This is a genomic window from Pyruvatibacter sp. HU-CL02332 (assembly GCF_040362765.1).
GTDB lineage: Bacteria > Pseudomonadota > Alphaproteobacteria > CGMCC-115125 > CGMCC-115125 > Pyruvatibacter.
Genome location: NZ_BAABWK010000001.1, coordinates 1458767 through 1471248, shown reverse-complemented (window position 1 = coordinate 1471248; position 12482 = coordinate 1458767). Strand labels below are relative to the sequence as shown.

Here is a 12482-nt window from a genome sequence, read left to right as displayed (position 1 = left end):
GGAAGATGAGGCTTCTTCAAAGTATTGATAATCCCGCTCTAATCCGAAATACTGTCAACAAAATGATGACAGTGGGATTTGGCGAATGGATACGCTGGAGGCCATGCGGATATTTGCCGTGGTTGCCGAAAAGGGCAGCTTTTCTGCGGCTGCACGGCAATTGGGCCTGTCGAAAGCGCTGACGAGCAAGAAGGTTGCCCAGCTTGAAGAGCATCTGGGCGTGCGGCTTCTCAACAGGACCACCCGGCATGTGGGTCTGACAGAAACCGGAGCAGCCTATCGCGAACGGTGCGCGGCTCTGGTGGCCGAGGTGGACGAGGCCCATGACATGGTGCGCAGTCGGCATGGGGCACCGCGCGGCTCCCTGAAGGTCGCGGCACCGCGGGCCTTTGGTGAAGATGTGCTGGTTCCGACACTGCCTTCGTTCATGGAGGCCTATCCGGACATTTCAGTGGACCTCACCCTTGATGAGCGGCGGGTCGATATCATCGGTGAAGGGTATGACGTGGCTGTGCGGGTGGACGACATGCCGGACTCCAGCCTGATCATCCGGAAGGTTATGGATTTTCCATATCTGGTCTGTGCATCGCCCGCCTACCTGGCGGCCCGCGGCCCGCTTCAGCACCCGAGTGATCTGGCGAACCACGCCTGTATTGTCCTGTCGCCGGTCAATCCAACCGGACAGTGGCATTTCAACATCGACGGTGATGTGAGCCGGGTCCAGGTTCCAGCGCGGATGAGGGTCAACACGGCGCGGGGCGTTGCAACTCTGGTGCGTGCCGGGATGGGCGTCGGGCTTTGTCTTTGGTCCACGGTGCGCGATGATCTGAAGGCAGGTCGGCTTGTACAGGTGCTCAAGGACTATGACTATTATGACCGCAGTATCTACGCAGCTTACCCGCACAGTCGGCACCTGTCGGGCAAGGTGCGGGTGTTTGTTGATCATCTGATTGACCATTGCCGCAGCACGTAATGCGTACTTCTCTGCCAGGTAATTGTGCGCCGAGCGCAAGCGTCCATGCTGGACGCCACATCAAGAGGACGCCATGACACTCGAACTGATTTCCCGCGGCACAGCTGTGCCGGGCCGTCCGCAGCTACTGTTTCTCCATGGTGGATTTCACGATGCCCGGTGCTGGGACCATCACTTCCTCCCGTGGTTTGCAGAGCGGGGCTGGGCTGCACACGCCATGAGCACGCGCGGTCATGGACAGAGCCCCGGCAACCTTGCCGTAGACCAGCCGGGCATGGATGACTTTGTTAATGACGTGAACGAAATGATTGCGCGTTTGGGCAGTAATGTGGTTCTCATTGGTCATTCGCTTGGCGGCGTCCTTTCGCAGATGGTCCGTGTCCGGAATACTGCTGCTGTTGGTACCGTCCTGCTGGCCTCTTCACCCATGAGGCCTTCCATGGGTGTCGCGTGGCGGATGCTGCGTCAGCATCCCATCGCGCTCTACAAGGCACAGGTAAAGGGTGACTTTGAGGGCGGGCTGCCGGCGTTCATCTCTTTCTTTTATGGCGACAATCTGGATGAAGACCTGAAAGCCACATATATCAGCCAGCTCTGCGGCGAATCTCCGCGTGCCATGCATGAGCTCTTCAAACGCCCGCCGCCTGAGACCCCGGACCTTGATACCAGGCCGGTGCTTGTGGTCGCCGGTCGCGATGACTGGTCCATTCCCATGGCGGACCAGGAGTGGCTTTCCACAGTTTTCCAGGCATCACTTAGAGTCGTGACCGGAGCACATAATCTCATGCTTGATCCGGCGTGGGAGGAAAGCGCCAGTACCATCAACGCGTGGCTTGAGGAGCGCTTTCTCGCCGGATAGGAGGAATCGCCTCTGCCTGGGACCTGGTCACCATGGTTTTGGATCCGGGCGAGTCAGATCCATGTTCGGCTGATCGACAATGAGTCAGCCGGGCTGGAAGGCTTCTTGAAGGCTCTTAAGCCATTGATTATGTTAACATTAAGCCCTGCGACGAAAGAGTTGTTGCACCGCAGCATGTCGCGGGTGTGTACTGGCGCCAAGAAACGAGAGGTCAGTGTGCATGTTCAATGGTCTGAGCAAGATTGAAGAGGCGATGTCGGCTGCGGAAACCCATGAAGAGTGGGCGGACGCTGCAAAGGAACATGACGCCAAAACCGGTCTGGACCGGTGGAAGCGTATGGATCAGACGCGTCTCTACGACCACGTTGAAATTCGCTCGCGGCTGGATCGCCTGCGGGAACTGCGGGCCCGTCATGATGATGTTGGGCTGCTGTTTGCGCTCAATGAAGGCATCCACGGCAATATGGGCGGCATGGGCAAGCCCATCCTCTACAACCGCGCCAAGTTCGGCACGAAGAAGCTCATTGAAGATTATGTGGGCGAGATCGTTTCTGCGCTCGAGCATCTTGCAGCGCTTGAGACGGACGAAATCTCCTTCGAAGAAAAGATCGATTTCTTTCGCCGGGCCAGCCACTGCTATGGGCGGACGGCGCTCATGCTTTCGGGTGGAGGCATTCTCGGCAACTATCACATGGGTGTCGTGAAGGCGCTGATTGAGAACGATCTTCTGCCGACCGTTGTATCGGGCTCAAGTGCGGGTTCCATCGTTGCTGCTGTCATCGGCACCAACAGCGATGCACAACTGGCGCGGCTGATTGCTGAACCTGCTCTTGCACTTGAAGCACGCCGTGAGGCGAGCTGGTTTGACCGCGCCCTGTGGGGTCGCCACCCGCAGCTTGATATCCACGAAGTGGAAGAAATGATTGCGCGGTTGGTGCCTGACCTCACCTTCCAGGAAGCGTTTGAGAAAACCGGCCGCCACATCAACGTGTCGGTTGCACCTGCTGAGATGCATCAGACTTCGCGGCTGTTGAACGCCATCACGTCGCCGAATGTGTATGTGCGCAAGGCCATTCTGGCATCCAGCGCCGTACCGGGTGTGTTTCCGCCCGTGATGCTTGAAGCCAAGAGCGTGGGCGGCGAGCGCCAGCCCTATCTGCCGACCCGTAAATGGGTGGACGGTTCGGTCCATGATGACCTGCCTGCCAAGCGACTGACCCGCCTTTACGGCGTGAACCATTTCGTTGTGTCGATGGTGAACCCGCTGGTGATCCCCTGGATCCGCGATCCCAAGACGGAGCGCGGGTTCTCGGCGATGATTTCGCAACAGGTCGAGCGCTGGACGAAAGAGATTATCAGAAGCGGTGTGTCGATCACGCAGGTGTTCACGCGCGATATGCCAAGGCTGAATTTCATCCTGTCGATGTTCTCATCGATTGCGACACAGACCTATACAGGCGACATCAACATCATTCCGGCAGCACGCCTGTTTGATCCACGCAAGCTCCTGTCACACCCAACCCAGGAAGAAGTTCTGTCCTTTGTGGAAGAGGGGGAGCGGGCAACGTGGCCGAAGCTGGAAATGATCCGTGTGTGCACAAAGATCAGCCGAACGCTGGATCGTATTCTTGTTGACTACGACGCGCTCGAGATTGACCTGACCTCTGAAACTGTGTCGCGGGTGAATGCCGAGCGCAGCGCACTGTCCAGCACCCGCGGGCGGACTGCAGGCAGCAAACCCAAGCGGGCTGCGGCAAAGGCCCGAACTAAAACGAAGACCAAGACACGACGTACGGGTGCATCCAACGCTGCCTAGCCAAGTGGCTTTGCGACCGGCATGCCGGCGTCGGTGATGTCGTCTTGCGTTTTGCGATAGAACGCCCGGTACTTGGTGAAGGGTATGCGGGGAAAGGCGTGGTGCACGCCGTGATAGTTCTGCTGCACATAGGCCCAGGTGACCAGCGTGTCGAGCCAGCCAGGAAACACAAACACGCGGGTGTTCTCGAACCTTGCGCGGGCCTTGTGCGGTGTGTGCACGAAGTAGTCGAACAACAGGCCCAGCGTCATGGCGGCCAGCATGGCGGGTATCGCATAACCAAACAGCGCCAGCTTCCAATCCACAAACACCGCTATCGCCACCAATGCAACGGTGGCAATCATCGTGTCGCGCAGGCCGATCCAATAGGCACGGCGCATGCGTTTGTCGTCCCAGTGGCGGCGGCAAAACAAAAAGTACCCGTTAAAGATCGTCATGCTGCGGAGCAGCGTCATCAGCCAGTTTGATCCCTTCACCCAATGGTCGGGATCATGCTCGGGGTCATTGGTATTGCGGTGGTGCGTGAGATGGATCGTGCGATGCATCTCACAGGAGTGAGACAGAAAGAATGCGGACAATGTACCGATGGCCCGGTTGATCCAGGCTAGATCCTGGCGGCCGCCGGTGATGTTCTGGTGCACTGACTCATGCAGCGCTGTGTAGCTCAGATACACGCTGACATAGATCACGATGGCTACAGCCCAGAGCGGTACAAGTTCCAAAGCGCCAAGGGTCATGATGGTGATGATGACTGCTGCTGCCCCCAGTGACAGGGCAACGGTTTGCCAGACGACACCGCCGATCATGGCGTGGGCGGTGGTGGCCATGGCGTCGCTGTGGGGTTTGAGCTCAGGCAGCATTCAGGACATCTCCGGGCATGAAACACGACGGTGATATACGCCGATATGAGTTCATATTGGGGCATATATGTTGCGCTGCAACGGCTGGAGCCGTGCGGGCATTTGTGCGTAGTTATACTCCGCAAATGGATGGCTGTCATGCACGCCAATTTGTCCTGGAAATTTGCCGCTGATCCTGGGGACCGGTAAGGATGGGGCGACAAAAATTACCGAAAACACGACAGGGAGATGTTTGAATGGCTGAAGCAATTGAAGCCCCGCGATTTTCGTCGGACCTATCTGGCCGCGTGGCGCTGGTGACGGGAACGACCTCGGGACTGGGTAAGCGGTTTGCCCATGTGCTGGCGCAAAGTGGTGCCAAAGTTGTGCTGACCGGGCGACGGGTCGAGCGTCTTGAGGAAGTCAAAGCCCAGATCGAAAGCCTGGGCGGTACAGCGCTCGCGCTGCCGCTGGACATGACCGATGCCGACAACATCAAGAAAGTTGTGGCCGATGCGGAAGCAGCGTTTGGGACGGTCGACATCCTCATCAATAATGCCGGCATTCCTGACGCGCAGCGTGCGCACAAGATGGAAGTCGATCTGATTGACCGGGTCATCGATACCAATCTGCGCGGGCCATACATTCTTGCAGCCGAAGTCGCCAAACGGTTGATCGCCGCTGAGAAGCCCGGCCGCATCGTCAACATCGCGTCCGTTGCCGCCTACCGGTATGACGGCAATGGGGCTGCGCTTTACTCCATCACCAAGCGCGCCATTGCGCGCATGTCGGAAGCCTTGGCGGTTGAATGGGCGCGCTACAACATCAATGTAAACGGGATCGCCCCGGGCGCTTTCATGACGGAAATGCTCGAAGGCATGCTTGAGCGGATGGGTGACTTTTCAAAGCACTTCCCGCGCAAGCGCATCTGCACAGCTGAGCAGATGGATTCAACATTGCTGTTCCTGCTGTCGCCTTCGTCTGAATGCGTCACCGGGACGGTGATTACCGTAGATGACGGACAGGGTGGCCGATAGATGACCGCAATCAATCAGGACCAGAAGGAATTCTGGAACGGCAATGGTGGCTCCAGCTGGGTTTCCGGCCAGGAAGAGATGGATCGCTTCCTTGCTCCGTTTACGGAGCAGTTGATGGCACATGCCGTGCCTGCGAAAGGCGAGCGGGTTCTCGATATTGGCTGCGGCACCGGCGATACGTCGCTGAAGGCCGCCGCGGCGGTGGGTACTTCCGGCTCTGTTCATGGCGTCGATATTTCCCAGCCCATGCTGGACCTCGCCAAGAGCCGTGCAGAAACGCAGGGCGCGAGCCATGCCAGCTTTGCTGTGGGTGATGCGCAGACCGAGGGCCTGGGTGATGCTGCTGATCTGGTGATCTCGCGCTTCGGTGTCATGTTCTTTGAGGAGCCGACAGTGGCTTTCAAGAATATTCATGCGCACACCAAGCCAGGTGGCCGGATGGTGTTCATCTGCTGGCAGCCGGTGCGTGAGAACGAGTGGGTGCATATCGGGCTTGGTATTGCCAAGAAGCATGTGGGATTTCCACCGCCGCCGGATCCGTATGCGCCGGGTCCCTTCGCCTTTGCAGACATTGAGCGCACGCTCGGCATTCTGGGCGATGCGGGATGGTCCAACGCCAAGGCAGAGCCCTTTGCGACCAAGCTCAACCAGGGCAGTTCTGCGCGCGATGCTGCAGAAAGCCTGATGCTTCGCGGGCCGATCTCACGGGTGATGATGGACAAGACCGACGCTGAAAAAGAAGCGGTCCTGAGTGACCTGACAGACGCCATGGCAGCCAAGATGGTGGACGACAAGGTGATGCTTGGTGCGGGTGTCTGGATCGTTTCCGCCACTGCATAGACTGCGTTCGGCCCGGATATGCTCATGTCCGGGCCGGGTGAGGCGACGTAGCGCAGCCTGAAGAGTGCCCCTGTGGTTTTAAGTGCGGCCATCTCAGGCCATGCTGACGTCACGATGACAAATAACCCCACCACCCCGGAAGAGCCGCGCACCCGCCTTAGAACGGCAGAGGAACGGCGCAAGGAAATTCAGGACAATGCGGCGTCGCTTGGCATTGATGATGCCTTCATCGACCGGCTCGTCGAGACGTTCTACGGGCGTATTCGTGATGACACGACGCTGGGCCCGATCTTCAATGCGGCCATCGGAGACAACTGGGGTCCGCATCTGGCGACCATGAAAGACTTCTGGGCGTCCGTCGCCATGAATGCAGGGCGCTATTCGGGCAAGCCGGTTCCTGCACATCAAAAGCACGCATCCATTCAAAAAGAACACTTTGCCATCTGGCTTGGTCTCTTCCGGCAAACTCTGGAAGAGTTGTCCGGGTCCCAGAAGACGGTCGCCTATTTCATGCAGCGGGCAGAGCGGATCGCGCAGAGCCTGCAACTGGCGCTGTTTGGCATTCCCGGTCTTAACCGGTCCTAGCGTAGCTAGGCGATCCGCTTATCGTGCAATCGGCTGCCCGGCCTGCAAGATGTGCGCAAAGTTGTTTTGCGGGTCTGCAAGGACGTTGATGTCGTCGAGCGGGTTCGTCTTTGCAATGACGATGTCACCAGCCGCTCCGGGTGCCACGACACCCACCGTTCCTTCAAGACGGCACAGCTGCGCGTTCACCACATACATGGCGTGAAGTATCTCGGCGGCTGACAGGGCTTCAGCGCGAATGGAAAACTCGCGGTTCTGCATTCCCTGGGTCTCGCCAATCAGGTCTGTGCCAAAGCCCATGGTAACGCCTGCCTGCTTGGCAATTTCCAGCGACGCAATGCCTGCGTCGGCCACCACCTTGTTCTTGTCGATGTTGGTCTGCGGCAGGCCGAGCTGTTTGCCAACCTCCTGCATGGCCAGATAGGTCACAAGCGTTGGCACCAACACTGCATCCGCGTCGGCCATTTTGGAAGCGGCGTCCGCGTCAATCAGGTTGCCGTGCTCGATGGTGTGCACACCGTTTGTCACGGCCATGGAGATGGATTGCGGGCTGTAGGCGTGGGCAGCCACATAGGTATGCCGGTGCTGCGCTTCCTGCACCACGGTGCGGATCTCGTCGGGTGTGTACTGGATCGAGTCGAGCGGGTCAGACGGTGTGGCAACACCGCCTGAGACATGAATCTTCAGAAAGTCGACGCCGTCGCGCAGATTGTGCCGCGCTGCCTTGCGGACGGCTTCCACGCCATCGGCGACGATGCCGAAAGCCGTATGGCGCATTTCACAGGCACAGGTCGGTACAGGCCGGGGGCCGCCTTCCGCATCTGCATGACCGCCGGTCTGCGACAGCATGCGTCCTGCATGAAAGATGCGCGGGCCGGGAATGGCACCGGTGCGGATCGCACGCATGAGGCCCGATACATCACCGCCAATGTCGCGCACGGTGGTGAAGCCCCGCGTAAGTGTCTCGCGGGCGAGTTTCGTCATGGCGATGCCGTATTCAACTTCGGTCCATGTGGCGAGCTTGCTGAAATCCAGTGTCGCCAGACGGAAGTGCACATGAGCATCGATGAGACCGGGCAGAACAAACTGGCCGGCGGCGTCCATGTCGAGATCAGCTTGGGCGCCGGATGCAGCTGTGCCGACATCCACAATCACACCATCTTCAATGACCACCGTCTGCTCGCCAGTCATTTGCATGGTTGCGGTGTCAAGCACATGGCCGTTGCGGATGATCGTTCGCATGTTGGGGAGTTCCTGCGCGCTGAAATTGTTTGTTCAGCGCGCAGTGTAGCCTATAGCCCGCCCAGATCGCAGCCGCGTTCTTCAAGAATGGGTTTCAGCTCCCGATAGGCGGGCATGTTCTTGTGCAGCGGTATCGATGGGTGGAGGTGATGGATGATGTGATACTCCATCCCCATGGCAAGGATATTGCCGAAGCGGTACTTGAAGGCGCGGGTGTCCTTGTAGCGGCCGGTCAGTTCTCCGGGATGGTGCGGGGCCCAGCTGAGCAGCAGCGAGATATAGGTCACGCCCACATGGCGCGGCAGCCACCACAGCAGCAGGGCTTCCAGCGCAAATCCGCTCCAGGCGAGGGCGGTGAGTACGCCCCAATAGGCGAGGTTCATCGCAAGGGCTTCAATGCGGGCTTTGGCGGCGGCTTCACCACCGATCCGGTCAAGGGCGGCTGCATAGGCTGCGTTCTGACCCGCGCCGCTGCGGTTAATCCGGGCGCGGAGCGATTTTGAGATGGCTGGCCACCAGCCATCGGCGGTCACGCCATAGTCCGGGTCGAGCTCGGGATTGTTGGTGTGGGCGTGGTGCTCAAGGTGAGTGAGCCGTGCCGTCCGATAAGGCAGCACCATGGGAATGGTGGAGACATGGCCGACCAACTCGTTGAGCCAGCGCAGGGATGTTTTGGGGCGCGCGATGTTGTTGTGCTGCGCTTCGTGTGACGGCAGATAGCAGACGGTCACACACAGGGTGGCGAGGATGAAGCCCGCCCATAGGGGCAGGACACCGGTCATCACCAGCGGCCACAGGGAGAGCCAGACGGCCACATTGCCCAGTCCCCAGAAGACAATACGCCAGGGCGTGCCGCCGGTGTATTTCTTGGCGATGGCAAATTCCTGTCGGCGCAGTTCAGCATCGCGCTCATGGGTCAGGGGTGGTGCGCTGGTGGCTGCGTTCATCATCGTGCTCATACCCAGCTTCCTTTCACATAGGCGTAGCTGCCCCAGCCAAGACCTGCGACGAGGCCGATGGCGATGGGTGGCAGTCCGAAGGGCTGTGTGATGTCTGCGGCGATCATAAGTTCTGAAAACACCGGTGCCAGAAAGGCCACGCCAAACAGGATCGGCCCTATGGCGAACAGGTTTTTCAGGGTGGCGAGGATCATGTCCTTCATGATGCATCTCCTGAGTTGGAAATTGAGGGTGTGCTGTTGGGTGCCACAACCAGGTCGATCACCTCATCGCCAAGGGCGCTGGGATCAATGCCGGCGAGCAAACTCTTGTCCAAGGTGTTGGTCAGGAGTTGTGAAATGCCGTAGGCGGCGGCGCTGGAATAGAGCACCGCGAATTCCGGGGTCTTGCCGGGCAGCCAGCCTACGGCCTGCGCGGCCTTGGCTGCGTCAAGCAGGCGGGACATGTAGGCGGCATGCATGCGCACAAGTTCCTTGTCTGATCCGTCGCGCACATCCGGATGAGACATGGCTCTGAAGTAGGCAGGCCGGTCCAGCGCGAAGTGGACAAGGGCTTTGCCGATGGCGTTGTAGCGGGCCATGGGGTCGCTGCCGGCGCGTTCTGTGGCTGCGTCGAGCTCTGTAATGAGAACGCCGAAGCTTTCCTGAGCCAATGCCTTGATGAGGGAGGCCTTGTCCTTGAAATGACGCGCCGGAGCCGTGTGGGACACGCCAAGGTCGCGTGCCAATGCCCGCAGGCTCAGCTTCTCGATGCCGTCGCTGGCAATGACTTCCGCCGCGCGCTCGATGAGGTCCTTGCGCAGGCTTCCATGATGGTATGACACAGATCGCTCCTTATGTAGACAATGCCAACATAAGAATGGTCCTGTATGTTGTCAATGCCTACATGGGCTGGGAAAGCAGGCATTTACTTGCTTCTTCCAGGAATCGAGCCAAATCTTGGGCAAACAGACTGAAAGCAAACCTCCATGCTCACAACACTTGAACATCTGACCACCCAATTTGAGCGTGACGGCGACGCCACCATCTACACACTGACAGATGACTGGCTTCAGGGCCGGGCTGCCTTTGGTGGTCTCGTTGCGGCGCTGGGTCTGATGGCGGCGCGTCACCTGGCAGCACCGGACCGGCGCTTGCGGGCGCTGCAGACGACCTTTGTGCGGCCGTCCGGGCCAGGGGCTCTGCGCTTTGAGCCTTCCATGGAGCGCGACGGGCGCAACCTCACCCAGATCCGGGCCATCGGGTTCCAGAACGGTGAGCGTGTTGCCACGACGCGGGCAATCTTTGGTCTGCCGTTGGACAGTGTGGATCGCGTGCCGCCGCCGGTGCCGCCTGCAGATACGCCGGGGCCGGATACGATTGAGCCCGCCCCCTATGTGGACGGCCTGATGCCAAAGTTCCTGCAGCATTTCGAGTTTCGCTGGGTGCGCGGTGCCATTCCCTATTCAGGGTCAACGGAGACGGACAGCCTTACCTGGCTGCGGGCGCGTGATGGCCAGATCGGCCTTGAGGCATTGAGCGTTCTGTTCTCAGACGCCATTCCATCACCCGCTATCGGCGTGATGCCGGGCCTTGCCAAGTCCAGCACCGTGGCGTGGTCGGTGTCGCTGTTCGAGCCGCCCAAGCCGGTTGATGAAAGTGGCTGGTGGCTTATTCACACCAAGCTGACGTCACTGCGCGATGGCTTTGGTCACCACGTCACAACGTTGTGGACGCCCGAAGGGCAGGCGGCGGCCGTCAGCGAGCAGACCCTTGCTGTTTATCCTTAAGGCAGCCCAAGCGTGACAAAGATACCAGACAAGCAATGGCTACTGGACCGCGTGGGAGCGGGGCGTAACGCCTGGCGCAACAGCGAGCGGCCAGCCCAGATTGATCCTGTGGCGCCCGGCGAGGAATCCGTCTGGGACTATCCCCGTCCGCCTGAACTGCGTGGTGCCATGGGACCGGTGCGTGTCGAGCATGCAGGGCAGGTGATTGCGAAAAGCGACCGGGCCCTGCGTGTGGTCGAGACGGCTGGTGCGCCGGTCTATTTCGTGCCGCCGGAGGACGTTGTTGATGGCGTGCTGCGCGAGACCGACTATGTGACGGTGTGCGAGTGGAAAGGGGCCGCTGTGCACCATGATCTGGTGCTGCCGGACGCGCGCGTTGAGTACGCAGCCTTCTCATATCCTGAGCCACTGGATGATCTTGATCCCAACATGGCCCGTATTGCCGGGTGGATCGCGTTTTATCCTGCCCGCGTTGACGCGTGCTTTGTTGGCAAGGAACAAGTGACACCGCAGCCCGGCGGCTACTATGCAGGCTGGGTAACGTCCGCCATCAAGGGGCCCATCAAGGGCGATCCGGGCACGCAGAGCTGGTAGCGCGCGTCGTCTAGGCGGCTGGTTTCACCGGTATGCGCAGATAGGTCGTCCCGTTGTCGTCGGGCGGTGGCAGGTGTCCGGCACGAATGTTGACCTGAACCGATGGCAATAGCAGCCGCGGCGCCGGCAGGCCGGCATCCCGAGAATTGCGCATCTCGACAAACGCCGCCTCGCTGGTTCCTTCATGTACATGCACGTTGCGGGCGCGCTGGTCGGCCACGGTCGTTTCCCACGCATGGGTCTTTCGGCCTTCGGTGGGCAGATAGTCATGGCACATGAACAGGCGCGTTTGTGGTGGCAATGACAGAATGTGCTGAATGGATGTGTAGAGCGCGTGGGCGTCACCACCTGGAAAGTCCGTACGCGCGGTGCCGTAGTCCGGCATAAACAGCGTGTCGCCCACAAAGACAGCATCGCCAATGCGGTACGACACGCAGGCGGGTGTGTGTCCGGGGGTGTGCATCACGTCCACGGTGAGGGCGCCGACGGTCAGCGTGTCGCCGTCGCTCAGCAGCCGATCAAACTCAGCACCGGTGCCGCTTACATCCTTGGCAGCGAACACCGGTGCAAAGATGGTCTGCACCTGCGTGATGTGCTCGCCGATGGCGATGGGGGCGCCGGTCTTTTCCTTGAGATAGGGGGCTGCGGACAGATGGTCCGCATGGGCGTGGGTTTCGAGTATCCACTCAACGGTCAGGCCACGCTCGTTCGCTGCATCGAGGATCGCCTGCGCTCCAGCCGTGTGGAATGTGCCGCCTGCGTGGTCGTAGTCCAGCACCGGGTCGATTATCAGCGCGGCCGCGCCATCTGGCTCCGACACCAGATAGCTCACCGTATTGGTCTGGGGATCAAAGAAGGCCTGCACGTCCGGGTGCTTAGTCATGCTGCTCTCCACATTCTCGAGGTCATGTTGCTTGACATATATATTAGGAAACACTAATTTAGCAATATCTAATATATAGGGATGCAG

14 protein-coding genes are annotated in these 12482 nt (G+C 59.5%); 8 read left to right on the top strand and 6 right to left on the bottom strand.

All coding sequences use genetic code 11. The features are described from left to right. The first annotated feature begins 85 nt into the window (after positions 1-85). From ABXH05_RS06940 to ABXH05_RS06930, 3 genes are all read left to right on the top strand, one after another. Entirely contained in the window at positions 86-973 is an 888-nt protein-coding gene (locus ABXH05_RS06940; RefSeq protein WP_353560374.1) for a LysR family transcriptional regulator, read from the top strand. 73 nt (positions 974-1046) lie between these two features. Then, positions 1047-1832 carry an alpha/beta hydrolase gene (locus ABXH05_RS06935; RefSeq protein WP_353560373.1) on the top strand — a complete coding sequence of 262 codons (786 nt, stop codon included), beginning with the start codon at positions 1047-1049 and terminating at the stop codon, positions 1830-1832. A gap of 220 nt (positions 1833-2052) precedes the next feature. Beyond that, positions 2053-3648 carry a DUF3336 domain-containing protein gene (locus ABXH05_RS06930; protein WP_353560372.1) on the top strand — a complete coding sequence of 532 codons (1596 nt, stop codon included), beginning with the start codon at positions 2053-2055 and terminating at the stop codon, positions 3646-3648. On the opposite strand, the gene ABXH05_RS06925 is transcribed toward ABXH05_RS06930, so the two are convergent. Next, positions 3645-4508: a fatty acid desaturase family protein gene (locus ABXH05_RS06925; RefSeq protein ID WP_353560371.1), complete on the bottom strand. Its 864-nt coding sequence runs from the start codon at positions 4506-4508 to the stop codon at positions 3645-3647. The two genes, ABXH05_RS06930 and ABXH05_RS06925, sit on opposite strands and share 4 nt — an antisense overlap. A 236-nt stretch (positions 4509-4744) precedes the next feature. Here ABXH05_RS06925 and ABXH05_RS06920 point away from each other — a divergent pair, with 236 nt between their 5' ends. The 3 genes from ABXH05_RS06920 (at position 4745) to ABXH05_RS06910 (ending at position 6949) form a co-directional block, all read left to right on the top strand. Beyond that, entirely contained in the window at positions 4745-5524 is a 780-nt protein-coding gene (locus tag ABXH05_RS06920; RefSeq protein WP_348136449.1) for an SDR family NAD(P)-dependent oxidoreductase, read from the top strand. Beyond that, positions 5525-6364, top strand: coding sequence for a class I SAM-dependent methyltransferase (locus tag ABXH05_RS06915; RefSeq protein WP_353560370.1), 840 nt, complete (start codon positions 5525-5527; stop codon positions 6362-6364). Positions 6365-6478: 114 nt separating this feature from the next. Next, the gene (locus tag ABXH05_RS06910; RefSeq protein WP_353560369.1) at positions 6479-6949 is read left to right on the top strand and encodes a group III truncated hemoglobin; all 471 of its coding nucleotides are present in this window, start codon (positions 6479-6481) and stop codon (positions 6947-6949) included. An 18-nt stretch (positions 6950-6967) separates the two neighbouring features. Here ABXH05_RS06910 and ABXH05_RS06905 read toward each other — a convergent pair whose 3' ends face one another. Genes ABXH05_RS06905 through ABXH05_RS06890 form a run of 4 tightly spaced genes read right to left on the bottom strand, consistent with a single transcriptional unit; the run spans position 6968 to position 9973 of the window. Continuing rightward, positions 6968-8191: a metal-dependent hydrolase family protein gene (locus ABXH05_RS06905; RefSeq protein ID WP_353560368.1), complete on the bottom strand. Its 1224-nt coding sequence runs from the start codon at positions 8189-8191 to the stop codon at positions 6968-6970. Positions 8192-8241: 50 nt separating this feature from the next. Then, positions 8242-9150 carry a fatty acid desaturase gene (locus ABXH05_RS06900; RefSeq protein ID WP_353560367.1) on the bottom strand — a complete coding sequence of 303 codons (909 nt, stop codon included), beginning with the start codon at positions 9148-9150 and terminating at the stop codon, positions 8242-8244. Then, positions 9147-9353: a hypothetical protein gene (locus tag ABXH05_RS06895; RefSeq protein WP_052535471.1), complete on the bottom strand. Its 207-nt coding sequence runs from the start codon at positions 9351-9353 to the stop codon at positions 9147-9149. The genes ABXH05_RS06900 and ABXH05_RS06895 overlap by 4 nt, the downstream gene beginning before the upstream one ends. Continuing rightward, complete coding sequence (locus tag ABXH05_RS06890) at positions 9350-9973, bottom strand: TetR/AcrR family transcriptional regulator (RefSeq protein WP_353560366.1); 624 nt, start codon at positions 9971-9973, stop codon at positions 9350-9352. Before ABXH05_RS06890 ends, ABXH05_RS06895 begins: the two co-directional genes overlap by 4 nt. Before the next feature lie 144 nt (positions 9974-10117). On the opposite strand from ABXH05_RS06890, the gene ABXH05_RS06885 reads away from it, so the two are divergent. Continuing rightward, positions 10118-10918 (top strand): acyl-CoA thioesterase, encoded by an 801-nt coding sequence (locus tag ABXH05_RS06885; protein ID WP_353560365.1) that lies wholly within the window; start codon positions 10118-10120, stop codon positions 10916-10918. A 12-nt stretch (positions 10919-10930) separates the two neighbouring features. Then, entirely contained in the window at positions 10931-11512 is a 582-nt protein-coding gene (locus ABXH05_RS06880; RefSeq protein WP_353560364.1) for a DUF427 domain-containing protein, read from the top strand. Positions 11513-11522: 10 nt separating this feature from the next. On the opposite strand, the gene ABXH05_RS06875 is transcribed toward ABXH05_RS06880, so the two are convergent. Further along, a complete protein-coding gene (locus ABXH05_RS06875) occupies positions 11523-12395 on the bottom strand; it encodes an MBL fold metallo-hydrolase (RefSeq protein ID WP_353560363.1) in 873 nt (290 codons plus the stop codon). Between the last annotated feature and the right edge of the window lie 87 nt (positions 12396-12482).